Here is a 21872-nt window from a genome sequence, read left to right as displayed (position 1 = left end):
TGAAAGGCCGGAGTGATGCGGAGAGAGTATCTTCCTATCCTATATTGGTGGTTTTGAGCCCAGCTCTGCCGCCGACGGGCCTGACGTCTTTGGACTTGTCGATTGCACCGATGGCAGCATCTATGCTTTAGCAGCCAAGAGTTGCAAGCGCCAATCGGGTTCGGTTCAATGATCAAGTATGCCCTTCAGTGCGACCGGGACCACGGGTTCGAGGGTTGGTTTCAGAACAGCGCTGCCTTCGATGCGCAGGCTGGCAACGGGGAGCTTGTCTGCCCATTTTGCGGTTCGGCGAGCGTGCGCAAGGCGGTGATGGCCCCGAGAATCGGCGCGTCCCGAGAGGTCATGCCGGCGGATGGCAAAACATCCCCCGGCGAACCCGATGTTCTGGCCACCGACAGGGGCGAGGTCCAAGCCGTCTCCAAGGCGGGTCCTGACGAAGCGAAGCTCCGCGGCAAACTGCTCGAACTCCGCGAGATCGTTGAGGCCTCCTGCAGTCATGTCGGCTCCGACTTTGCCGAAGAAGCGCGCAAAATCCACTATGGCGAGACGGAACCGCGTGGAATCTACGGTGAGACCAGCCGCGAGGAAGCGGAGGCTCTGAGCGAAGAAGGGATTGAGGTGGCGCGGATTCCCTGGATTTCTCGCGGCGACGCCTGAGCCTGCTATCGTTTATAGCGAATCCGCTGTATCCAGTTCTCTCGCTTTCAGCGATAGAGTAAATTCTTCACGTTCGGCTTGTGTAACTCGGCGTGCTTTCGCGCTTTGATATCGAGGCCTGACTGGGTGAAATCCAAAGCTACAGTGCGGACGTCAGATGCAAGCCTTGGTCGTGCTCTTCGCTCGAGACGGCCAGTCTGCCGCATCTCGGCGACAATGGTTTAGACCGGGGGCCTGCTATTCACGGCGAAGGTGACATCCAGGACATCCTCTGGCTGATCATTAGCGCGGTGCTCGTGTTGATGATGCAGGGCGGCTTCGCTTGTCTGGAAAGCGGACTCGTACGGGCCAAGAACACCATCAACGTGGTGGTGAAGAACGTTGTCGATATCTCCCTGACGGGCATTCTCTTCTGGCTGTTCGGTTTTGCGCTGATGTTCGGGCCGAGCCTGGGTGGTTGGATGGGCTTCGGAGGTTTCGTGCCGGGCGAAGGTGTTGGCGCCTGGCTGCTCGCCTTCTTCTTCTTTCAACTGGTTTTTTGCGGCACCGCCGTGACGATCGTCTCGGGCGCCGTAGCCGAACGCATGCGCTTCGCCGGCTATCTGATCGTCGCGGCGCTGGTTGCCGGTCTGATCTACCCCATCTACGGCCATTGGGCCTGGGGTGGCATGGTTGCCGAGGGTCGCGGCTGGCTGGCGGAAGCCGGTTTCATCGACTTTGCCGGCTCCACCGTGGTGCATTCGATCGGCGGCTGGGTCGCTTTGGCCGCCGTATTGGTGATAGGTCCGCGCATCGGTCGCTACGGCCCGGGTGGGCGGCCGATCGAGGGCCACAATCTCCCTCTCTCCATGCTTGGCGTGCTGCTTCTCTGGGTCGGGTGGTTCGGCTTCAACGGCGGCTCTACCTTGGCGCTCGAACCCTCGATTGCCGGCATCGCGGTGAACACCATGCTGGGGCCAGTGGGCGGTTGCCTGATCGCAATGGCCTGGTCCTGGCATCGTCGTGGACGTCCCGATGTTCAGGTCATGATGGAGGGAATCCTCGCTGGTCTGGTGGCGGTGACGGGCGGAGCCCATAGCTTCTCGCCGCTCGATGCTCTGCTGGTCGGTGCGCTGGGCAGCGCGGCCTGCATGGCCGCCGTAGCCTTGCTTGAACGGCTGCGGATCGATGATGCGGTGCACGCCGTGCCGGTGCATCTGGCCGCCGGAATCTGGGGCACTTTGGCCGTGGCCCTGTTCGGTGATTCGGCGGATTTCGACGGCGCGACGCGCTTCGAGCAGTTCGGTAGCCAGGTCTTGGGCGTGACCGTGGCCGGCGTCTTTGCTTTCGGCCTGGCATTCGCGCTGCTCTTGCTGATCGACCGGGTTCGACCGCTGCGGGTTTCCCGCGAAGACGAACTGGTCGGCCTGAACGTTGCGGAGCATGGAGCCAGTTCGACGCTGACAACGCTTCTGGCGCAAATGCATCGGCAGTCGACCTCGGGCGACTTCGCGCGCAACGTACCGGTGGACGAGGGAACTGAAGCCGGCGAGATCGCAGCTCAGTACAACATGGTGCTGGAGAAGTTCCGCACCGAGACGGCGAAGCGCGAGCAGGCCGTGCGCGCCGTCCATAAGGCCAAAGAGCAGGCCGAGAGCGCAAATGCGGCGAAGTCCAATTTCCTGGCGTCCATGAGCCATGAATTACGGACGCCGCTCAACGCCGTTATCGGATTCTCCGAAGTCATGCGCGAGCAAACCTTCGGCCCGCTCGGCAATCAGCGCTACCGCGAGTACATCGGCGACATCCACGGGAGTGCGAATCATCTCTTGAGCCTGATCAACGATCTGCTCGACCTCTCAAAGATCGAGGCCAACAAATATCAGCTCTGCGAGGAGGAATTGGATCTCAGCGAAACGGTCGAAGCCGCGCTTCGCTTGGTCCAGCCGCTGGCCGAACGCAAAGGCTTGACCCTGAAGGTCGCGTTGCCCGATCCGGACGGCCCTAAGGCCTTGCCGTTGCTTTTGGCCGACGAACGGGCGTTGCGTCAGATTCTGCTGAACCTCCTGTCGAACGCCTGCAAGTTCACCGACACCGGCGGTGAAGTGACAATATCCGCGGGTTGGGAGCCCGACGGGCGCGTGGCCGTTTCGGTGCGGGACAGCGGCATCGGGATGTCCCGCGAGCAGATCCGTCAAGCCTTGGAGCCCTTCGTGCAGGTCGATAGCCGGACTCGCAAAACGGACCAGGGTACCGGGCTGGGTTTGCCCCTAGCCAAGTCGCTGGCGGAGTTGCATGGCGCCAGCTTCGTCATGAGTTCTGAAGTTGGGCAGGGAACGGACGTGGTCGTTCGCCTGCCGCTCCGACGCATCGTTCCAGGTACAGGTGGCGAGTTTCCCAGCGACGGCGACGACAGAGATCCGAGCGCCGACTACGATCGCGCCGTTGATCCCGTCGGCTGAGATCTGGAGCCGGATCGACCGGTCCGGTCCGAACATCATAGACGTCGGTCCGGGCAACTCCGCTTCAATCCCCTTCAATGAAGACGCTTAGGCCTTGATCGAAGGGGCCTTCATCGAGGACGCCGCGCTTCTCGCTGGTCGTATGGTCGATGAAGACCTGACCTGATAGCACGAAGCGGACCGGATCGCCCACTCCAGTCAGATCGCCAGCCCCAGTCAGCAGGTGCTCGCTTCGGGCAGGTGTTGGGTCATCGTCGACGATGATTTCGTAGAGGTCCGCGCTTTTTGCCTCGAGGCGCTGTAAGCCTTCCGCTTCTGGCGTTCCCGCGACACCCGCCAGAGGCAGCATCAGACGAAAGGTGGCGCGTTCGACGGACTTGGCGTTGTGCGGAGCCCGATAGGTGCTCTCCGAGTAGACAGGTTTGCGATTGCGTCGCAGCGTCTCGTAGAGCCCGAGCACGTAGTCGCCGTAGGTGCCGAGTAGCGCTTCGTCCAGGTAATGCCACGTCGGGTCGAAGCCGGCAGCTTGGGCCACCGTTGTCCCGACCAAGCGAAAGCGCCACCGGGAATATGCAGCGGTGACGTCTGGCTGCGGCCGGTCGATCTGGCTTCGGCCGATCTCCGCTGCCGTCGACTCCGTTGTGAAACCGCCGTCACTCGAAGCTCCGACAGCGACCAACTCGGCCAGTAGAATGTGGGGAAGGATGCCGGGCCTTAATTCCAAAGGGTCGATTTGATTGCGCCGTGGCAAAAGCCAAGCCGGCTGCGAACCGCTGGCTGCGGATGCCTCGATCGAACTGCCTGTTTCGTCTGTCTCTGCGGAGGGCGTTTCCGCCAGGGTTGCGGCGCGTTCTCGGCCCTTGGCTCGCCAGTGCCGGTAAAGCCAGTGCAATTTTTCGTCGCCGATTGTGTTGGGCCCGAGCGTATCCAAGAAAAACGACCTATCGCTACGTCCTATCCGCGTATCGGAAGCTATGGATTCTCGTCTGATTGGGCAAGCGATCTTACGGAAAGTCCGATTGGGCCTTCACGTTTAGCTATTTGCGGTTGGCCATCTACGGCGGAGACGGCTTCTAGTCCCGTACGGCGGTCATCATGTAGTTCACGTCGAGGTCGCGCTTGGCGAGGCGCCAGCCGTCAGTCAAGGGATTGTAGGCGAGACCGGTTGCGTCGCTCACCGTCAGGCCGGCGCGGCGCAGCGCCCCAGCGGCTTCATGGGGGCGCACGAACTTGCGCCAATCGTGGGTGCCGGCGGGCAGCCAGCGCAGAAGGTACTCGGCGCCGATCTTGGCAAGCGCGAGGGCTTTGAGCGTGCGGCTCAGAGTCGAGAGCACCAAGAGCCCGCCCTCGTCCACCAGGTGGCCGCAGGTTTCGAGAAAAGCCGTTGAATCGGCCACGTGCTCGACGACTTCGAGCGTCACCACGAGATCGAAGGTCGCGCCCTGAGCCAAAAGGTCTTCCGCCGTTGTCTGCCGGTAGGAAAGCCTATGGCCACCGATTGCTTCGCCGTTCCCAATCAAGCCTGCATCGACGGCATGCCGGCGGGCGACTTCCAACGACTGTGCCGTCGCGTCGATGCCCAGCACGTCGGCGCCGAGGCGGACGAGCGGTTCGCTGATCAAACCGCCGCCGCAACCGATGTCGAGGACCTTCAATTCCTTCAACGGTTTGTCGCTGCGTGGATCGCGTCCGAACCTGCGGCATGCCGTGTCGCGCAGGTAGGCTAGGCGAGTCGGGTTAAGGCGATGCAAGGGGCGCATCTCGCCCTCCGGATCCCACCAGGTGGCAGCCAGTTGCCCGAACTTCTCCACTTCCTCCGCGAGCACGGAGCTGCTGCCCGCCTGCGGCTTTGCGTCTTGCGCCTTCGGACTGTTGCTTGCCATCCGTTGTCCTGTCGTGGTGGGTGTCGGGAAGGAGATGAAACTGCCCTCTGCAAGGCGCAGCTGCTGTGCAAATAGACACATCGGCCTTGGGGTATGCTTGCTTTCTCGGCAACTTCCCAAGTATGGATAGCGTGCCTCTTCGCGGCAACCTGCCGCCTGTCCGGGTTCGGCGCGCGAACTGCCGGGGCGGCGGGGCGTTTCCTGAACCGCTGGTCGGACTTCGCGATGGCTCGGATCGTCATGAAATTCGGCGGCACTTCGGTTGCCGACTTGGACTGCATTCGCAATGTGGCGCGTCGCGTCCGCTGCGAGGTGGAAGCTGGCCACCAAGTCGCCGTCGCAGTCTCCGCCATGGCGGGGGAGACCAACAAGCTGGTGGGCTGGGTTCGCGAGGCCGCGGCGCTGGCTGACTTGCGCGAATATGACGCGGTGGTCTCTTCAGGTGAAAATGTCACGGCTGGCCTGCTGGCGCTTGTGCTCCAGGCGGATGGTGTCCCCGCCCGCTCCTGGCAGGGCTGGCAGGTGCCGGTGATCACCGATGCCGCGCATGGGTCCGCCCGTATCCAGCGTATCGAGACGGAAGAGTTGGAACGGCGTCTGGCCGAAGGGCAAGTTGCGGTGATGGCCGGTTTCCAGGGCTTGGAGCCTGAGCGCAACCGCGTCACCACGCTTGGTCGCGGCGGTACCGACACGTCGGGTGTGGCCTTGGCCGCGGCGCTGGGCGCCGAGCGTTGCGATATCTACACTGACGTCGACGGCGTCTACACAAGCGATCCGCGAATCGTCGCAAAGGCGCGTAAACTCGACAAGATCACTTACGAAGAAATGCTGGAAATGGCGTCTCTCGGAGCGAAGGTGCTTCAGACCCGCTCGGTCGAGATGGCCATGAAACACCGGGTCAGAGTGCAGGTCCGCTCCTCCTTCGCGGACACGCCCGGAACGCTGGTTGTAGACGAGGACGAAATTGTGGAACAGGCAGTGGTGAGCGGCGTCACCTACAGTCGCGACGAGGCGAAGATCACCTTGATGGGCGTTCCCGATCGACCTGGCTTCGCGGCCTCCATCTTTGGCCCCTTGGCGGAGGCTGCCATCAACGTCGATATGATCGTGCAGTCCGTGTCCGGCGACGGCGAGCGCACCGATATGACTTTCACCGTGACCAAACAGGACTTGGCGCGTGCCGTTCATCTTCTGACCGAACGGGAGGCCGAACTCGGGTTCGGCGACCTGCGGCAGGCTTCGGACGTCGTTAAGGTCTCGGTGATCGGTGTTGGTATGCGAAGCCATGCCGGCGTCGCGCAGAAGATGTTCAAGACGCTTGCCGAGAAAGGCATCAACATCCAGGTGATCTCGACCTCCGAGATCAAGGTCAGCGTGTTGATTTCCGAAGCCTACACCGAGCTGGCGTTGCGAAGTCTGCATACCGCTTACGGCCTGGACGCCGCCTGAGGGTATGCCGGGGCTGCGGCGGTCGGATGGTGGCCGATCGCCAGTGCCCATCGCGGGTGCCGACCACCGGCGTCGATTGACGGAGCCGTTCGACGGGGCTGGGCCGTGAAGGAGCGAGTTTGGGAATGACGCCGCCGCAGACCCTCGGTTGGGTTGGCTCGCGCCGCCTGTTGCGCCAGTTGCGCGACCTCATGAAGGGTGGCGGTTCGGTGCAGGACCGTTTGAATCACACGGTTGCGCTGATCGCCGACGACATGGTCGCGGAGGTCTGCTCTTTTTACCTGTTACGCGCCGGCGAGATGCTGGAACTCTTCGCCACCAAAGGCCTTAGCCCCGAAGCTGTCCATCGCACCCGTCTGCGGCTCGGCGAAGGCATCGTCGGCGACATCGCCGCCCACGCACGTCCGCTCAATCTCCCCGATGCCCAGGTGCATCCGAACTTCGCCTACCGGCCGGAAACCGGTGAAGAGGTCTACCATTCCATGCTCGGCGTGCCGGTGATGCGCGACGGCCGCGTTCAAGGCGTGTTGGCGGTCCAGAACCGGGCCTCCCGTCACTACGGCGATGAAGAGGTGGAAACGCTGGAAACCGTCGCCATGGTACTGGCGGAGTTGCTCAGCTCCGGCGAACTGGCCGGCACCATGGGTAGCGGGTCGTTCAACACGTCGGACGCCATGCCGGCACGTTTCGGCGGCATCGTGCTGAACGAAGGCTTGGCCATCGGCCAAGCCGTCATGCACGACCGTGGCATCGTCATTCGCCAAGTCGTGGCGGAGGATCCCGCCGTCGAGCTCCAGCGTTTGGATCTGGCTCTGAAGGCCATGCTCGGTCAGCTCGACAACCTCATGGCGCGCGACGAGTTGTCTGACGGCGGCGAGCACCAGGAGGTGCTGGAAACCTTCCGCATGTTCGCCGAAGACCGTGGCTGGGTTGAGCGCATTCGCGAGCAGCTGCGGGGCGGCCTCTCGGCCGAGGCGGCGGTTCAGCGCGTGCAAATCGACCTGCGCAACCGCATGAACCGGGTCAAGGACCCCTATCTGCGTGAGCGCTACGCCGATTTCGAAGACCTCGGCAACCGACTGCTGCATCATCTTCTCGGCAGTGCCGGTTCCGCTGAGGACCGCGGACTTCCGGACAATACCGTCCTGCTGGCGCGCAGTCTCGGTCCCGCCGATCTGCTCGACTACGACGCAGCCAAGTTGAAGGCGGTCGTTCTCGAGGAGGGGTCGCCCACGGCCCATGTCGCGATCGTGGCGCGAGCTCTTGGGATTCCCATGGTGGGACGCTGTCGCGATGTCCTCGCGCGGGCGCGTGCGGACGACATCGTGGTGGTCGATGGCGTGACCGGACAGGTCTTGCTTCGCCCACGCTCGGGCATCCGCGAGTCCTTTGTCGAGGCGATTCGCGCCGGTGAAGAGCGGCGTCAGCTCTTCGCGGCGACCCGCGACCTTCCGGCCGTCACGCGAGACGGAGTGAAGATCAGCCTGCAGGTGAATGCCGGACTGCTGGTCGATCTCCCGCAGCTGCATGCCAGCGGTGCCGACGGCATCGGGCTCTACCGCACCGAGGTTCCCTTCATGGTGCGCGACTCCTTCCCTGACGTTGCGGCGCAGGTGGAGCTTTATCAGCGGGTGCTCGATCAGGCCGAGGGCAAACCCGTTACCTTCCGTACGTTGGATGTCGGTGGCGATAAGTCCTTGCCCTACTGGGCCGATACCAAAGATGACAATCCCTCGATGGGCTGGCGGGCGATCCGCATCGGCCTGGACCGCCCGGCGATGCTGCGCCAACAGCTCCGCGCCCTGGTGCGGTCCGCGGCGGGCCGCCAGCTGCGGGTTATGTTCCCGATGATCGCGGAGGTTAGCGAGTTCGTTCGCGCAAAGCATTTGCTCGAGCGCGAGGTCGCACGTCACCTGGCAGAGGGCGGCGAAGCTCCGACAAGCGTCGAGACCGGGGTGATGCTTGAGGTTCCGGCGCTGGCCTGGCAGCTTCCGACCCTGTTCGATCTCGTCGACTTCGTCTCCGTCGGCTCCAACGATCTTCTGCAGTTTCTCTTCGCCTCCGACCGAGGGAATCCGCGCTTGGCCCGGCGCTACGATATCCTGTCGCCGCCGGCGCTTTCATTCCTCCTAAGCTTGGCGCGCCAGGCCGATCAGGCGGGGGTGCGTCTGTCACTCTGCGGCGAAGCCGCGGGCCATCCCCTGGAAGCCATGGCCCTGATCGCCGCCGGTTTTCGCATTCTGTCCATGCCGCCGACGGGTATTGGGCCGGTCAAATTAATGCTGCGATCGCTCGAGTTGGCGCCCTTGCAGGCCTATCTGCAGCATCTGTGCCGTTTGCCGCACGCCAGTGTTCGCGGTTCGCTGCGCGCCTATGCCCGCGACCGTGGCGTCGTGACCTAGACCGGACCGCCGTCTTGCAAGCATTGTCGCGGTGTTGTAGACCGAAGAAGTTAACCAACTTTTGCGTGTCTATTGCGGGCCATTCGGGTCTCCGTGAGACGGTCTGAAGGCCGATGGCTGGGTTCTACGACCGGTCCCCAACGACCTCTGAGCCGAGAAAATCGCCTCGCGAGAAGAAAAATAATGCGATTTCGCGTGATTTCTTGCAAAGGCGTAGAATTTGCTAACCCTTTGCACGCGACACTAGCGCAAGATTTTAATAGGCGGGTCCGCTCAGGCCCCACCAAGGGTTGGAGAGAAGTAGCTTGCACGCCAATGCGCTAAGTGAAGGGGTGGCCGGCAACGCTCCTGTCGGATTTGCAGGGCATGCGCAGATGTCGGCGACGTCGCGGCAAAGGAAATGATCATGGCCCAACGTATTCGCGAGGAGGAGATCCGCGAAGGCGACGTCAATGAGCTGAAGGCGGAGCGGGACAGCGTCGGCGTCCTGTTGGCGCGTGCGCGTCGCGACCTTGGTCAGGAGGTCGCCGACGTTGCGGCCAACCTCCGTATTCGCCGGGTCTACCTTCAAGCCATCGAAGATGGACGCTACGCCGAACTGCCGGGCACGACCTACGCCGTCGGCTTTGTCCGCTCTTACGCGGAATACCTTCATCTGGACTCTGAGTTTCTCGTCGAGCGCTTCAAGTCGGAGATTGCCGGCCTTGAGGGAAAGCCAAGCCTGCATTTTCCGGCCCCCAAGCCGGAGGGCAGGGTTCCCGGCGGTGCACTGGTGGTGATCTCCGTCCTGCTAATCGCGCTGACCTATGGCGGTTGGTACTATGCGAATCAAAACAATCTTCTCGATGATCTCTTACGGCAGGAAACCGACAGCTTAACGGCTGCGGTCCCCGATGCGCCGGAGGATGAAGCCGACACAGCGGCTCCTGCCGTCGATGGGTCGGCAGACACTGCGACTCCGGCAGCGAATGCCGGCGCCGAGTCCCCTGCCGCAGATGAGGCCGAGGCCGAAGATCAGCCGACCGTTCGCACACCGCGCCCGCCGCTTGGCGGAACTCTCGGAAGTTCTCCGCAGCCGGACAGCAGACCGGAGGCCGGGAGAGCTGACGTCCCGCCGGCGGAGACGGCCACCTTATTGCCGCCACCGGAACCGGCAGCGGATGCCTCGCCGGAACCAACAACGGGCACCTCGGCTGAGCCGGCCGCGGAGACCGCGCCGGAGCAAGCCCTTCAGGCTCCGGGTGTGCAAGCGGGTTCTGTGGAGCCGGAAGTCGCTGCCCAGAGTGCCGCGGCAGAGCCGGTTGCCGCGGAAGATCTTTCTGAGTCCGATCTTTCGGCGGCCGAGGCGACGGATGCTGCCGAGGTGGAGACTGGGATCGCGACGGCCGCGACGGAGACGATGGAGGCCGACATTCCGGCGGCTCCCGATCTACCCACGGAGGTAAGCGAGGGCAGCGGCCGGGTTTACGGTGTGGCCAACGGCGAATCTCGGGTCGTCGTCACCGCGACGTCGGATTCCTGGGTCCAGGTTCGAAGCGCCGACGACAACCTCTTGATCACCCGGGTGTTGCGTGCCGGTGACGTCTATCGTGTTCCCGATCAGCAGGGTCTGACTCTCGAGACCGGTAATGCCGGAGGCTTGACCATTACCGTGGACGGCCGGACGGCACCGGCGCTGGGCCGGTCGGGTGACGTCTTGCGCGGCGTTTCGCTCGAACCTCAGGCTTTACTGTCCGGGCGTGCCGCACCCTAGAGCGAATTGCGATAGCCTGGAATCGCAAGGTGGTTCCTCCGATCGCAATGAATTCGCTCCGATGACTCGTTTGTAGAGCAGATTTCGCGCCAGCGCCGGAGTCGCCAAGCAGTTCCAACTGATCGCTGTCTGCTCTAGCGTTTTCCACGTTCCGCGAGGGGGCGCCGCCATCGTCAGGCCCAGTCGCCCGTAACCGTCGTCGGATTTTCGCAAATCACTCTACGACCATCGCGCCTTGAAGAATGTCGCGGAGAACGGCATTTTGCACAGGAACGGCGCGGATTTGGAACCGCGCGACTATCGAGGAGCAGGCGATGTCCGCGGTCCGGCCCTACCGGGAAGTCCTTCGGCGCAAGTCGCGTCAGATCCATGTCGGCTCTGTACCGGTTGGCGGCGACGCGCCGATCACGGTGCAGTCGATGACCAATACGCTGACCACGGACGTTGCCGCGACCATCGCCCAAATTCGTCGTCTGGAGGTCGCCGGCGCCGATATTGTTCGCGTTTCCGTACCTGATCCCGAATCGAGCGCGGCGCTCAAGGAAATCGTCCCGGAAGTGACCGTGCCGATCGTGGCCGACATCCACTTCCACTATAAGCGCGCGATCGAGGCGGCCGAAGCTGGTGCCGCCTGTCTGCGGATCAATCCGGGTAACATCGGCAGCCGCGACCGTGTGCGCGAAGTGGTCAAGGCGGCGCGCGACCACAATTGCGCCATTCGCATCGGAGTCAATGGCGGTTCGCTGGAGCGCGAGTTGTTGGAGCGCTATGGGGAGCCCTGTCCAGAGGCCATGGTCGAGAGTGCGCTCAATCATGCCAAGTATCTGGAAGATGAGGATTTCTTCGAGTTCAAAATCTCCGTCAAGGCGTCTGACGTGTTCCTCTCGGTGGCGGCTTACCAAGCTCTGGCCGAAGCCTGCGACTATCCTTTGCACATCGGGATTACCGAAGCGGGAGGGTTGCGCTCCGGTACGGTCAAATCCTCGATCGGTCTGGGGATGCTGCTCTGGTCGGGCATCGGCGATACCGTCCGTGTCTCGCTTTCGGCCGAGCCGGAAGAGGAAATTCGCGTCGGCTTCGAGATGCTGAAGACGCTGGGCCTGCGTCACCGCGGCGTCAACGTGATCTCCTGTCCCTCCTGCGCGCGCCAACAGTTCGACGTGATCGAGACGGTGAAGGTGCTCGAGCAGCGATTGGCCCACATTTCCACGCCTTTGACGGTCTCCGTGATCGGGTGTGTGGTCAATGGGCCAGGTGAAGCGACCATGACCGATATCGGTTTCACAGGTGGCGGCAAGGGGACCCACCAAGTCTACATCGGGGGCCTTCCGAACCATCGACTGAAGGACGAGAGCATCGTCGATCACCTGGTCGGGCTGGTCGAGGAAAAGGCCGCCGCGATCGAAGCCGAAAAGGCCAGCTCGGAAGCTGAGGCGGCCGAGTGAGACGTTTGCCGTCTTTCGCGGTGTCGTCTTTCGCGATCTTTGCCATGGGGCGCGCGCCAGGGTCTGCCAAGGCATCACAAGGGCACGACCGGCACGCCCCCCGCGCTTAGCGGGGAGGTCGTGTCGTGGCCGCCTCCGCGTCTGCTCCGCCGCCATCCTCGACCGTCGTTTCCGTATCGCCGCTCGATGACCTCCTGATCGTCAGCGTCAATCACCGGACGGCCTCTGCCGATCTGCGCCACCGCCTTTACGTTGACGAGGAGGATCAAGCGGCGCGTCTGGCCGAGTTGGCTGCAGCCGGAGTCGCGCCGGCGCTTCTGCTCTGTACCTGCGATCGTGTGGAGATCGCCACCTCTCGGCCCGCTGCGGACCCAGAGGCTCTGATCGCGCGACTCGCCGACTGGGGCGATACCAGCCCGGAGGCCTTGAGCGACTTGGTTGCCACGCGACGCGGTGCTGCGGCGGTTCGCCATCTTTTTGCGGTCGCAGCCTCGCTCGACAGCCAGATCGTGGGGGAGCCTCAAGTCCTGGGGCAGGTCAAGGCGGCACACAAACGCGCCGTCGCCGGCGGCCAGTTTGGCGGTATTCTGGAGCGTACGCTCCAGGCCGCCTATGCGTCCGCCAAGCGGGTGCGCAGCGAAACCGATATCGGCGAGCGGCCAGTCACGCTTGCGGCGTCGGCCTTACAGGTTGCCAGGCAGATTCACGGCGATCTCAAGCGCTGTCGCGCGCTCTTGCTGGGCTTTGGAGAGATGGGAGAGCTGTTGGCCGAGGAACTGCAGCTTGCCGGCGTGGCGGAGCTGGCGGTGACCCATCCGATCGAGCGGCGTGCCAAGCGGGCGGCACAACGCATCGGCTGCCACCGCCGGAGCTGGACGGAGTTGGCGCCCGCGCTGGCCGGCGCTGACATCGTGATTTCGGCTTTCGGCGGCAGCGACTACGTTCTGGATCGCAACCACCTTGCCGCCGCCTTGAAGGCACGGCGGCGCCGACCGATTTTCCTAGTCGATGCCGCGATCCCGGGGGATGTCGCGCCCGATGCGGCGGAGTTGGACGACGTCTTCCTTTACGATCTCCATGACCTGGAAGGACTAGCCCTGCGTGGCAAGGAGGAGCGGGAGGCCGTCGCCGGGGCTGCCTGGTCGATTCTGGAGGGGGAACTCGGCGCTTTTCTGCGCCAGTATGCGGAGCGGGCCGCCGTGCCGGCGGTGACGGCCTTGCGCGAGCGTTTCGAAAGCCTTCGCGCCGAAGTGCTTAGCAGCGGGCCGCGCGATTCCGACGAGGCGACGCGGCTGTTGGTCAAACGGCTGTTGCACGGTCCGAGCGAGGCCCTGCGCCAGGCCGCGGCCGAGGGGCGAGATACCAGCGAGTTGGAGGCGTTGCTGGCCCGGCTGTTTCGGCTCGGCACGCCTGAAAATGAGGATAAAACGTGAGTTTGGACGAGAAGTTGGCGCGGGTGGTCTCGCGTTTCGAGGAACTGCAGGCCCTGATCGCCGAACATGCTGATCCTGGCTCGGCGGACTACACCGAGAAGCTGAAGGAGTACTCCAGCCTGACGCCGGTCGTGGAAGGCATCAGGGCCTATCGCAGCATCTGCGACGAGCTGGACGATCTCGATGCCTTGCGCCACGACGCAGAAGGCGACGCGGCCTTGCGAGATTTGGCGGATCAGGAGTACCGCGACGTCAAGCAACGCCTTCCCGAGCTGGAGCAGCAGGTTAAAATCCTGTTGCTGCCCAAGGACGAAGCCGACGCGCGCAATGCGATCCTGGAGGTGCGCGCCGGTACGGGCGGCGAGGAGGCGGCGCTTTTCGCCATGGAGCTGTTCGGTATGTACCAGCGCTGGGCCGAACTCACGGGCTTCCGATTCAATCCGTTGGATATCGAGGAAACCGACCTGGGCGGCCTCAAGAACGGCAGTGCCGAGATCGCGGGCCAGGATGTTTTTGCCAAGCTGAAGTACGAATCCGGTGTGCACCGGGTACAGCGCGTACCGGTCACCGAGTCGGGAGGCCGGATTCACACCTCGGCGGCGACCGTGGCCGTCCTGCCCGAGGCCGAGGAGGTGGATCTGCAAGTCGAGGACAAGGACCTTCGAATCGACACCTACCGTTCTCAAGGCGCTGGTGGTCAGCACGTCAACACCACCGATTCGGCGGTGCGGATCACCCACTTGCCGACCGGGATCGTCGCACAGTGCCAGGACGAGAAGTCCCAGCACAAGAACAAGGCCAAAGCGATGAAGATGCTGCGGGCCCGCATCTACGACGCCGAACGCCAGCGCCGCGAGGCCGAATACGCCGCCGCACGGAAGAGCCAGGTCGGCTCCGGCGACCGTTCCGAGCGAATTCGGACCTACAACTTCCCGCAGGGGCGTGTCACCGATCATCGCATCAACCTGACGCTCTACAAGCTTGACAAGGTGATCGCCGGTGAGGCGCTGGGTGAGGTGATCGACGCGCTGGTCTCCGAAGACCAGGCGGCGCGGCTTGCGGTGATGCAGTGAGCGCAGGCCTGCAGGCGCAGACAGTCGATCTGGCGCTCTCGGCCGCGACGCGTCGTCTCAAGGCGGCCGGTGTGGAGCAGCCACGGCGGGACGCGCGTTTGCTGCTGAGCGAGGTCGTGGGGCTTGCGCCGGAGCGCCTGCTCGTCGAGCCGGAGCGGATGATCAAGAGGGGAGAAGCGACGGCCTTCGAGGCCTTCGTGACGCGCCGCGCCATGCGCGAGCCGGTGTCGCGCATTCTAGGCCGGCGGGAGTTTTGGGGGCTGACCTTTCGCCTCTCCGCCCAAACCCTGGATCCGCGCCCTGACAGCGAAACCTTGATCGAGGCGGCATTGGCCCACCTGACCGACCGTCGGGCCTCCTGGCGGTTGCTCGATCTGGGAACCGGCAGCGGTTGCCTCTTGCTGGCTCTGCTGAGCGAGCTGTCCGCTGCGCGAGGGGTTGGAGTCGATCTGTCGACGGAGGCCATCGCCACCGCGCGCGCCAACGCGACAGAGTTGGGGCTAGCGTCTCGAGCGGTCTTTGACGTGGCCGACTGGACGGCCGGCGTCGCCGGACCCTTCGACCTCATTCTCTGCAACCCGCCTTATGTCGAGGAGGACGCTGTTCTGGCCCCTGAAGTCGCGATCTACGATCCGCCTGATGCCCTTTACGCGGGATCGGACGGACTTGCGGCCTACCGCCGGCTGATACCGAGTTTGCCGTCGCTGCTGGCGCCGGATGGCTGCGTGCTGCTGGAACTGGGTGCCGGTCAGGCAGCCGCCGTGACGGCTCTTGGCAGGGCCGCGGGCTTCCCGAAGGCCGAAATCAGGGCCGACCTGTCGGGAACGCCGCGTTGCCTTGCATTGTCGCGATAAAAAAACTGTTGGAATACGCCGCGTCTGTCTCTACCTTCGTCGGTGTGAGCCGTGCGCGGCCACAGAGCGTCCGTGGGGGCAAAAGGTCCGGACGCCGATCAAGTCTCACAGCAAAAGCGCTTTTCCCGAAGGGTTGGGAGTGTGAGCGTATAAGCCAGCGGCAAGGGCCGATGGTCTTGTGAGGCGACACCGTCAACAATTGGCTTCATGACGTAAGCGACGGATGAGACAAGGTAATAATCAACGGCGTGGCCGCGGTCGCTCCGGGCGCAGACCTAATGTGCCCAACCGCAACCAAACCTTCGACAGCAACGGGCCCGAGGGGCGCGTGCGCGGAACGGCGCAGCAGGTCTACGACAAGTACCTGGCGCTGGCTCGTGACGCTCAGGTCTCCGGCGACCGCATTCTGGCGGAGAATTTCCTGCAATTCGCGGAGCACTATTTCCGTGTCCTGAACGACTCGACGGATCCGGACGAAAACCGTGATCGTCAACGTCAGAACGGCGACGGTCGTCAGGCCCGGGGGTATGACGAAGGCGACATCGGAGAGTCCGAGGAGGAGGACGAGGCCTCCTACGGCGACGACCAGTCCGCGCCGGCCAATGGCGGTGTGCGTGAACGGCCGCAGCGCCGGGATCAGCAGCGCCGAGATGACCAGCAGCGCCCGGATGAGCAACGCTCCCGCGAGCAGCGCCGGGACGAGCGTCCGCGCGCACAGGACCGCCGTGGCGCCAGGGGCGACCGTTCGTCTGAACCCGCTGAGGCTGTTGAAACCGGTGACGAAGGTCGCGATCCGCAGACAGAACTGCCTGAGATGTCCAGCGGAGAGAGCGCTGGCAAGCCTTTCGAGACCGCGCCGCCTCTTAGCGAACGTCGAGCGCGCCGTCAGAGCCGCGAGACCGTGTCGCGTAGCGATGAACCGGCCAATCGGCTGACGACGCCGCGGAGCGACGATACAGCGGGCGACGAGACCGAAAGCCAGAAGAAGGCCGAGCCGGCACAGTCATCCTCCGAAGAGGATGCCGACGATGGCCTGCGCAAGATCCTCAGCGACCGCCCGCGCCGGGCACCGCGCCGCCGCCGCACCACGGCTACCGGAAACGGAGAAGCCAAAGCGAGCAAGGCGAAGGGCACCGGGGATGCGCAGCAGGACGAGGCTGCCAAAGACGAAGCCCAGGACAAGGGCGACACGAAGGTGGAAGAGCCTGGCAGCGCCGCGACTTAGCTGGGGGGCTCCCGGCCCTGAGTCGTCAGGACATCGCGACCAACCACGCGCAGTGAGTTCGCTTTAAGACTGCGGGCGAACTAAGACTGCGGGCTCTGTGACGGCCGACGGATTCTGGGATCGAGTTCCTCGAGAACGGCTTCGGTCTCTCGGACCTGGACGTTCTCCGGCTGATCTACGCCCTCGGGCAGAATTTCTATCTGCATGACAGCCGTGTAGACGGTCCAGCTCCTGACTCGCGGTGGGAAGCGGCCGTAGGCACCGCGACTGCGGTAGCGGTCCCGATACCACCACGAAGGAAAGGGCGGTGTCTCGACGGTCTCGTAGACATTGCGTTCGATCGTCTTGTCATGAACGGCGAAGCGCGGAGCTTCACGTTGGTCGGCCAATTCCGCGGCGCGGAACAGCAGCCCGTCTTCCACCGTTTGGCGATCGGTCCGCCAGTTGCCGGCGAAACGCACTTCGGCGCGGCGTTCGTCCTTCCAAACCTCCGAGTATCCGGATCCCCCGCTCGCAGGGGCGGCTTGATAGGGAGTCGGCGGTACAGGGTCGAGACAGCCGGTCAGAGCGATCATCAAGGTCAGCGGCAAAAGTCGTCGCATCAGGTTATCCTCCGGCGGCCCGCTCGACCGGGTGCGACGGTAGGAACGCAGCTTCACCCTGCTCGGATTGACCAGAAACCTCATCCGAAACCTCACTCGGAGCCGACTCTTCGCGAAGGGCAAAGACCGGGACTGGGGTTTCCCGTCCGCGCAGGTGGGTCTCACCTGCCGGTACCAAGTCCTTTAGAAGCCCGCTGTTTCCGCCATCGGGCTCGGCTGCCGCCTCGGCCGCCGTGACCAGAGCGCCGCTGGCCACGAGCCGGACTTGCAGGTCGCGTGTGAGCCGCTCCAGGCGGCTGGCGATATTGACTGTGTCGCCGATGGCCGTGAATTCCAGTTGGCGGTCGCTGCCGACGTTGCCGACGGTTACCGTTCCGTAGTGCAGCCCGATGCCGACGGAAATGGGTTCGGCGCCGCGGCGCGCCCGCTTCGCATTCCAGCGCTTGACCTCCTCAAGCATGGCGCGTGCTGCGGCAAGCGCCCTCCGTGCGTCGTCATCGCGTGACTCGAGCGTGCCGAAGGTGGCCATCATGCCGTCGCCGATGAACTTGTCCAGGGTCCCGCCGTGGGCAAAAACGCAACGACCCATGCGGGCATGAAAGCTGCGCAGCAGCGAGATGCAGCTCTCCGGTGAAATCCGCTCGCAGATCCTAGTGAAGCCGACGACGTCGACGAACAAGACAGCGGCTTGACGCTGATTCGGTTTGTCGAAGGCTCCGCTCTCGACAGCCAGGCGTTCGACAACGTCCGGGGAAAAGTAGCGCGCCAAGCTTGCCCTTGCGCGTTCGGCCGATACTTGCCGGGCGAGCAACCGGCGCGAACGCCAGACGGCCGCTGCGACGATCAAAGCGGTGATGCTCAGCAAGACAACTTCGTTCAGCCAGCCGCTGACGTTAACGAAGAAGGGATCGAGGAAGCCTGCCAGCGCCTGGTCCAGTGCCTCCGGTGTGTTCGGGGGCGCCGTGACCACGAATTCCTGCTGCGTTGCCGGTAGCGTCAGGATCAGATAGACGCCGACGCTCCAGGCGCTGGCGGCTGCGAGTCCGGTCCAGAGCACCATCGAAGGTGCATAGCTGAGGGCCGCACCGGCCAAGAAGACGAAGAGATACAGGTTGTTGTGGAGCCTCAGCGTCATCTGGATCGGCCAGGTTTCGCTGGCGAGGGGGTTGGGTGCCAGCAGCGCGAGCGTCAAAAGGATCGCGTCGACGCCAATGAAAGCCGCGACCCAGAATCGCCAGCGCCGGCGGTGTCGAAGCCAGTAGGGTACAAGGCCCGACAGAGCGAAGAGCGCGACCAAGCCCAACCACCAGCCGACCCGCGGAAAAGGAACCGAATAGGCCAGCCATGCGAAAACCAGAGCCAGTGCGCCCAGCCGCACGAAGAGTGCGAAACGCCAGCCCGCCTGTTCTTCTCGGGCGATCGCCGCTTTGACCCGACGGTCGAGCGAACTGTTGCTGCCCGAACGAAGCCGTCCTAACACCGTCATGAATCTCGTGTCCCCAAAAGCCGGGTAGCCCACGCTCGTCAGAGTTTACGTCAGAACCGCCACTTGCGATCAGCCGGATTTCCGGCCGACAGGCGCCTTCGGTAGTTTGCCGGCTGCGTATGTTCGAATTCTGACGCCTTCGCCCCAATTCGGTCAAAAGCAACGCAAGGGAGCCTCGCCGGGGACTCGGCCGGCACTTTGCGATCCCCTTTACCGATGTGAGAGCTACATCCAGGTCTCGCGGACGCCTTGTCTGCGGCTGCGCAGAAGGGCGAGGGTCGGAGAGGAGGAGCCGACACCAGGGAGCTGACGACTTTGCATTGCGATCTCAGGCCGCCCGATCGCCGGACCTCCGAAGAGGTAACCCTGCCCCAGCTTGACTCCCAGCGCTTTCAAGAGTTCGACCTGCTGTTCCGTCTCGATCATTTCCGCGATCATGACCAGATCCAGTTCGCGACAGATATTTGCCATGCCCTTGATGACGGCGTAGTCGCGTGGAGAGTCGGCCATGGCGTGCACATAGGCGCCATCCATCTTGACATAGTCGACCTCGAAGGCCTGGAGATAGCGAAAGGTGGCATGGCCGGCGCCGAAGTCGTCCAAGGCGACTCCGCAGCCCAGGCCGCGCAACCTTTGAATGGCAGCGTTGACGGCTGTGAAATCCTTGATTTCCGCCGACTCGGTGACTTCGAAGGACAGTCGCCGTCGCAGTTTGTCGTAGCGTCGAAGCAGTAGATCCAGCGCGTCGACGAAGACTTCCTCCTGCAGCGATTCAGCTGACAGATTCACGGCAAGCTGCAGATTCTCGTCAACGCCCTCGGTATCGAGATCAGCCAAGGCCTTGCGGCAGACCGTCAGGTCGAACGCGGGGATCAGACCGATCGATTCGCCCAGCGAAACGCTTTCGAAGGGCGACTCCCCCTCCGGCAGCCGTGCCAGAACCTCGTAGTGATGGATCCGGCCGCTTTCCAACTCGACGATGGGCTGATAGGCGAGCGCGATCTGATCGGTGTCGATGATTCCCTGGAAACGCTCGATCGCCTCCAGTGTTTCCTTCAACAGATTGCGGAACTGCGTGCCAGGGTCGGCCCGCACCTCGGCGTTCAGGCCCTCCCTCTGAAAGCGTTGCAGCGCGTAGATCAGCGTGCGGGCCGAGGTATCCGGCGACATCCCGACCGGCCGAAGGGTCTGACTGTGGAGATTCGTCGTGAGACCTCGTGTTTCAGGTACCGCCTCCAGCAAGCCGTTGGTGAGTTCGGCATGGTCGATGTCAGCGGCCGTGACGACGCCGAAGCGGCCTTCCTCGAGAACCCCTGCGGAGTCGCCACCGAAGGATCTGAGACGAAGAAAGGCTGCCACCCCGTTTATGACATCCTGGTAAGCGCCTGGTTTTGCAGAGTTCTCGAGTTGATCAATGCCTTCGAGTTCCATGATCGTCATGGTCAGCTCACCCGCCGACTCCTCTTCGGAGTGGATCAGATCACGGAGCCTGTCTGCGAAACCGGTCGCTGTGTGCAGTCCTGTTTCAGGATCTCGGCCTTCGCCTTGTTCGATCAGGGCGCGAAAGCGTTCCAAGGCGCTCAGGACGAGATATCTGCTCGGCTCATGCGGAAGCGCATAGCCGCAGAAAACCACCTCTTCACTGGCGCCGTCGACCCGTTCGACGGCAATTTCGACGGGTGGAATGCGGGGGCTGACGTCGAGTTGCCGGAGAAGCTGTTTGACCAGCGGCCGATGCTCCGGGGCGATGCGCTCAAGGAAAACTTCGCCGATCAGGCTGGCGTCGTTCTGGCCGAACAGGTGCTGAGAGGCCCCTGCCGCAAAAGTGACGCGGCCCTCCGCGTCAAGCTCGATCAACAGATCTGCCAGGGCGAAACTGAAGCCCAGAAAACGGTGCCGCTGCAGCTTTACGGCGTCGATAGCGGTAGTTTGCGGCATCCCTTTAGATCCGGCGTCGTCCCCAGGTCCCGAAGCAGGGAGAGCTTAGGCGGGGTAGCTTAAGCTGCGGTGAAGACGCGGTCGGATCGAGAGGCCAGCTCAGAGATTCGCTTAAACGTTGAAACGAAAGTGGAATACATCGCCATCGTGAACGCCGTAGTCCTTGCCCTCGGCCCGCATCTTGCCGGCCTCCTTGGCGGCAGCCTCGCCTCCCAAGGCGACGAAGTCCGCATAGGCGATGGTTTCGGCGCGGATGAAGCCGCGCTGAAAATCCGTATGAATCGCACCGGCTGCCTCCGGCGCTGATGCTCCGCGCGCTACCGTCCAAGCGCGCGCTTCCTTCGGTCCCACGGTGAAGAAGGTGATGAGGTCCAGCAGCGCGTAGCCCGCGCGGATGACGCGGGCCAGACCCGTGGTCTCCAGCCCGAGCGTCTCGAGGAACTCCTGTTTTTCCTCGGCGTCGCTCAGTCCGGCGACTTCGGCCTCGATCGCGGCCGAAACGATCACGAAGCCGGCACCCTCCGCCGCCGCTCGGTCGCGGACCCGCTCGGCTTCGGCATTGCCGGTCGCGGCAGCCTCCTCGTCGACGTTGGCGATGTAGAGCAACGGCTTGGCGGTCAGGAGCTGAAGCTGTTTGAAAACCGGTTGCAGCTCCTGCGGAACCGAGACGCGCCGTGCCGGCTCACCCTCGGAAAGGGCGGCGATGGTCGGCTCCAGGACGGCCAGTCGATCCTTGGCCTCTTTGTCTCCACCTCGTGCTCGTTTGACGGCCGCGTCGCGCTGACGCTCGCATGAGTCCAGATCTGCCAGCAACAGCTCCGTCTCAACGGTTTCGGCATCGCGGATCGGGTCGACGGAGCCCGCGACATGGGTCGTCTCGCCGCCGAAGCAGCGCAGCACCTGGACGATGGCGTCGACCTCGCGGATGTTGGCGAGAAACTGATTGCCAAGACCCTCGCCTTTGCTGGCGCCCGCGACCAAACCGGCGATATCGACGAATTCCAGTTGTGTGTGGATCGTCTTGGCCGACTTGGCCAGCTTGGCCAGTTCGTCCAGCCGCGGGTCCGGCACGGCGACTCGGCCAATGTTCGGCTCGATGGTGCAGAAGGGATAGTTGGCGGCCTCGGCTGCCTGCGTTTCGGTCAGTGCATTGAACAGCGTCGACTTGCCGACGTTCGGCAGGCCGACGATCCCGCATTTGAAGCCCATACTCTCGCTCTGTCCTGTCCCG

At 63.6% G+C, this 21872-nt stretch carries 16 protein-coding genes; 10 read left to right on the top strand and 6 right to left on the bottom strand.

Going from position 1 to position 21872, the window contains the following annotated elements:
* The first annotated feature begins 168 nt into the window (after positions 1 to 168).
* The gene (locus DBZ32_RS09890) at positions 169 to 657 is read left to right on the top strand and encodes a DUF1178 family protein (RefSeq protein WP_119166951.1); all 489 of its coding nucleotides are present in this window, start codon (positions 169 to 171) and stop codon (positions 655 to 657) included.
* A gap of 122 nt (positions 658 to 779) precedes the next feature.
* Positions 780 to 3098: an ammonium transporter gene (amt, locus tag DBZ32_RS09885; RefSeq protein ID WP_328587482.1), complete on the top strand. Its 2319-nt coding sequence runs from the start codon at positions 780 to 782 to the stop codon at positions 3096 to 3098.
* A gap of 64 nt (positions 3099 to 3162) precedes the next feature.
* Here amt and DBZ32_RS22080 read toward each other — a convergent pair whose 3' ends face one another.
* The gene (locus DBZ32_RS22080) at positions 3163 to 3633 is read right to left on the bottom strand and encodes a hypothetical protein (protein ID WP_162906689.1); all 471 of its coding nucleotides are present in this window, start codon (positions 3631 to 3633) and stop codon (positions 3163 to 3165) included.
* Positions 3634 to 4171: 538 nt separating this feature from the next.
* Positions 4172 to 4981: a bifunctional 2-polyprenyl-6-hydroxyphenol methylase/3-demethylubiquinol 3-O-methyltransferase UbiG gene (gene ubiG / locus DBZ32_RS09875; RefSeq protein ID WP_119166948.1), complete on the bottom strand. Its 810-nt coding sequence runs from the start codon at positions 4979 to 4981 to the stop codon at positions 4172 to 4174.
* A 225-nt stretch (positions 4982 to 5206) separates the two neighbouring features.
* On the opposite strand from ubiG, the gene DBZ32_RS09870 reads away from it, so the two are divergent.
* The 8 genes from DBZ32_RS09870 (at position 5207) to DBZ32_RS22725 (ending at position 16615) form a co-directional block, all read left to right on the top strand.
* The gene (locus tag DBZ32_RS09870) at positions 5207 to 6430 is read left to right on the top strand and encodes an aspartate kinase (RefSeq protein ID WP_119166947.1); all 1224 of its coding nucleotides are present in this window, start codon (positions 5207 to 5209) and stop codon (positions 6428 to 6430) included.
* 125 nt (positions 6431 to 6555) lie between these two features.
* Positions 6556 to 8832: a phosphoenolpyruvate--protein phosphotransferase gene (gene ptsP / locus DBZ32_RS09865; RefSeq protein WP_235830123.1), complete on the top strand. Its 2277-nt coding sequence runs from the start codon at positions 6556 to 6558 to the stop codon at positions 8830 to 8832.
* 406 nt (positions 8833 to 9238) lie between these two features.
* Positions 9239 to 10585 (top strand): helix-turn-helix domain-containing protein, encoded by a 1347-nt coding sequence (locus tag DBZ32_RS09860; RefSeq protein WP_162906688.1) that lies wholly within the window; start codon positions 9239 to 9241, stop codon positions 10583 to 10585.
* Positions 10586 to 10899: 314 nt separating this feature from the next.
* Complete coding sequence (ispG, locus tag DBZ32_RS09855; RefSeq protein ID WP_119166945.1) at positions 10900 to 12030, top strand: flavodoxin-dependent (E)-4-hydroxy-3-methylbut-2-enyl-diphosphate synthase; 1131 nt, start codon at positions 10900 to 10902, stop codon at positions 12028 to 12030.
* A 125-nt stretch (positions 12031 to 12155) separates the two neighbouring features.
* Complete coding sequence (hemA, locus tag DBZ32_RS09850) at positions 12156 to 13463, top strand: glutamyl-tRNA reductase (RefSeq protein ID WP_119166944.1); 1308 nt, start codon at positions 12156 to 12158, stop codon at positions 13461 to 13463.
* Positions 13460 to 14536 carry a peptide chain release factor 1 gene (gene prfA / locus DBZ32_RS09845; protein ID WP_119166943.1) on the top strand — a complete coding sequence of 359 codons (1077 nt, stop codon included), beginning with the start codon at positions 13460 to 13462 and terminating at the stop codon, positions 14534 to 14536. The genes hemA and prfA overlap by 4 nt, the downstream gene beginning before the upstream one ends.
* Positions 14533 to 15390, top strand: a complete 858-nt coding sequence (gene prmC, locus DBZ32_RS09840; protein ID WP_235830122.1) for a peptide chain release factor N(5)-glutamine methyltransferase — start codon at positions 14533 to 14535, stop codon at positions 15388 to 15390. The genes prfA and prmC overlap by 4 nt, the downstream gene beginning before the upstream one ends.
* Before the next feature lie 223 nt (positions 15391 to 15613).
* On the top strand, positions 15614 to 16615 hold the full coding sequence (locus DBZ32_RS22725) for a DUF4167 domain-containing protein (protein WP_119166942.1): 1002 nt from the start codon (positions 15614 to 15616) through the stop codon (positions 16613 to 16615).
* Between the two features lie 80 nt (positions 16616 to 16695).
* Here DBZ32_RS22725 and DBZ32_RS09830 read toward each other — a convergent pair whose 3' ends face one another.
* From DBZ32_RS09830 to ychF, 4 genes are all read right to left on the bottom strand, one after another.
* Positions 16696 to 17217, bottom strand: coding sequence for a CC0125/CC1285 family lipoprotein (locus tag DBZ32_RS09830; protein WP_119166941.1), 522 nt, complete (start codon positions 17215 to 17217; stop codon positions 16696 to 16698).
* Between the two features lie 4 nt (positions 17218 to 17221).
* Entirely contained in the window at positions 17222 to 18703 is a 1482-nt protein-coding gene (locus DBZ32_RS09825; RefSeq protein ID WP_119166940.1) for an adenylate/guanylate cyclase domain-containing protein, read from the bottom strand.
* A gap of 225 nt (positions 18704 to 18928) precedes the next feature.
* Positions 18929 to 20641, bottom strand: coding sequence for an EAL domain-containing protein (locus tag DBZ32_RS09820; protein ID WP_119166939.1), 1713 nt, complete (start codon positions 20639 to 20641; stop codon positions 18929 to 18931).
* A gap of 111 nt (positions 20642 to 20752) precedes the next feature.
* Entirely contained in the window at positions 20753 to 21850 is a 1098-nt protein-coding gene (gene ychF / locus DBZ32_RS09815) for a redox-regulated ATPase YchF (protein WP_119166938.1), read from the bottom strand.
* Positions 21851 to 21872: the final 22 nt, after the last annotated feature.

The sequence above is a fragment of the Algihabitans albus genome (assembly GCF_003572205.1).
Lineage (GTDB): Bacteria > Pseudomonadota > Alphaproteobacteria > Kiloniellales > DSM-21159 > Algihabitans > Algihabitans albus.
Note: the sequence above shows the minus strand (reverse complement) of the source record. Positions and strands in the feature narration are given on the sequence as shown.